Genomic DNA, 1,570 nt, shown 5'->3' on the forward strand with positions numbered 1-1,570 from the left:
CCTGGCCACCCTGCTCGACCTGGAAGGCGTGGCCGTGCGTTCCGGCCAGCACTGCGCACATCCGTTGCTGCAGTACTTCGGTGTCGCGGCCACCTGCCGTGCCTCGCTGGCGTTCTACAACACGCACGGCGAGATCGAGCGGTTCATGACCGCGCTGACCAAGGTACGTAAGTTGCTCGGCTGAGGATTCGCCAGAGCCAGGGAAATACGGGAACGCCGCAGGGGACTGCGGCGTTTTTTATTGCGCGCGGGACGCAAGCCAGCAGAGGTGAAACCGGGAAATGCCGAGTGATGCCAGGACGGGCAATCTCATCGTAATGCCGAACCATTCCACCATCAGCGGCCTTGAGACCTCGCCTTTCACATGCCAACGAGCATGGATACCCCGGAAGCAATCAAGAAGACGTACATCATCACGACGCCCCTCAACACCCACCGTTCACCCCGATGGAGCGTCACGCCTTGGGGCTATTGGAACCTGCAGGCATTAATCTATTATCTCAGCCCACACGCCTACCCCACTCCTCAATAATCTTCTCGACTGTCATTATTTGATCTTGCGCATAGGATCTATCCCGGAAACGGATATCAACATCATCAAGATAATGCCATATCAAATGCGGAACATCTATTCCATAAACACTGAATTGAAGGGATCGCTTAAGTGCCTCGGCCTTGTTACACCAAGCAGAGACTTGGTCCGCAGAGGTAGGCTCGGATTGCAACAATACCCGCAGACAGGAAACAGCGGACTTCACTTCATCAGCAGCACTCATAGCGGGACCTATTTTTTTATCCAGCGAGGATCAAATAATACAAGATGAGCAGCCTCACCGCGATTAGAAGGTCCATAGTTGATATGAAGAATCGGAGTTCTATCACTATTTATCGGATGAAGATCTAGACGAACTCCCCATTGTCCTCCTTTCCAGCGAACTCCTACCAGTCGTCCATTAGCATGCAAGCCGCCAGACGAGGGACCGTCAAATGAGAGATTCTTCCAGGTATTAGACACTCCACGGGCTATTGGATTTGAGGCTGCCGCCAGATAGGGGATGCCGGCGTCAACAGCAATTGCCGCACCCCCAACGACGCCGGCCCCCGTTATGACCGCACCCGCTGCGTCAACTCGAGCGGGATCCCATGTCATGTCATATGTACCCGTCTTCCATCCAACAGCACTGGGAACAGGAATTCTCCCGTCTGCGGTTGGAGCTCCGGTTGATCCTGCCGCTGACGGACTACGGAAGCTGTACTCGACCCTGCGCATGGGCTGGGAAGCCTTGGCCAGGTACTGGCCGATGGAGTCTGTCTTCCGATGGCTGGAACGCCTGCGATCATTGCCACCGGAAGTGCTCGATCAGGCGGTACTGACGGCATGAAAACGTGGAGGAACCTCAGGGTCTAACTCATTAATAAACCTGATGCATCAGGATTCAGCGTAGTCCAGCGAAATGTGGCACTGGAGTCATGTTGAAATGAAAAATGGCGACATCATCCTGCTCGGCCACCAGCTGGCGCAGCCGTCCCACCTGCTCGCGATACAGGCGCCGCATGCGGTGCAGGTGAT

General features: G+C 55.2%; 1 protein-coding gene and 1 pseudogene. Both read left to right on the forward strand.

What is annotated here, in order from left to right; translation table 11 throughout:
• Positions 1-184 (forward strand): aminotransferase class V-fold PLP-dependent enzyme (locus tag QMZ25_RS18990; protein ID WP_283220131.1); only part of this gene is annotated, 184 nt, incomplete at its 5' end.
• A 1,060-nt stretch (positions 185-1,244) separates the two neighbouring features.
• Positions 1,245-1,382 (forward strand): annotated as a pseudogene (locus tag QMZ25_RS18995) (IS4 family transposase); the annotation flags it as partial.
• Positions 1,383-1,570: the final 188 nt, after the last annotated feature.

The organism is Stenotrophomonas sp. RS-48, assembly GCF_030053245.1.
Taxonomy (GTDB): Bacteria; Pseudomonadota; Gammaproteobacteria; order Xanthomonadales; family Xanthomonadaceae; genus Stenotrophomonas; species Stenotrophomonas maltophilia_P.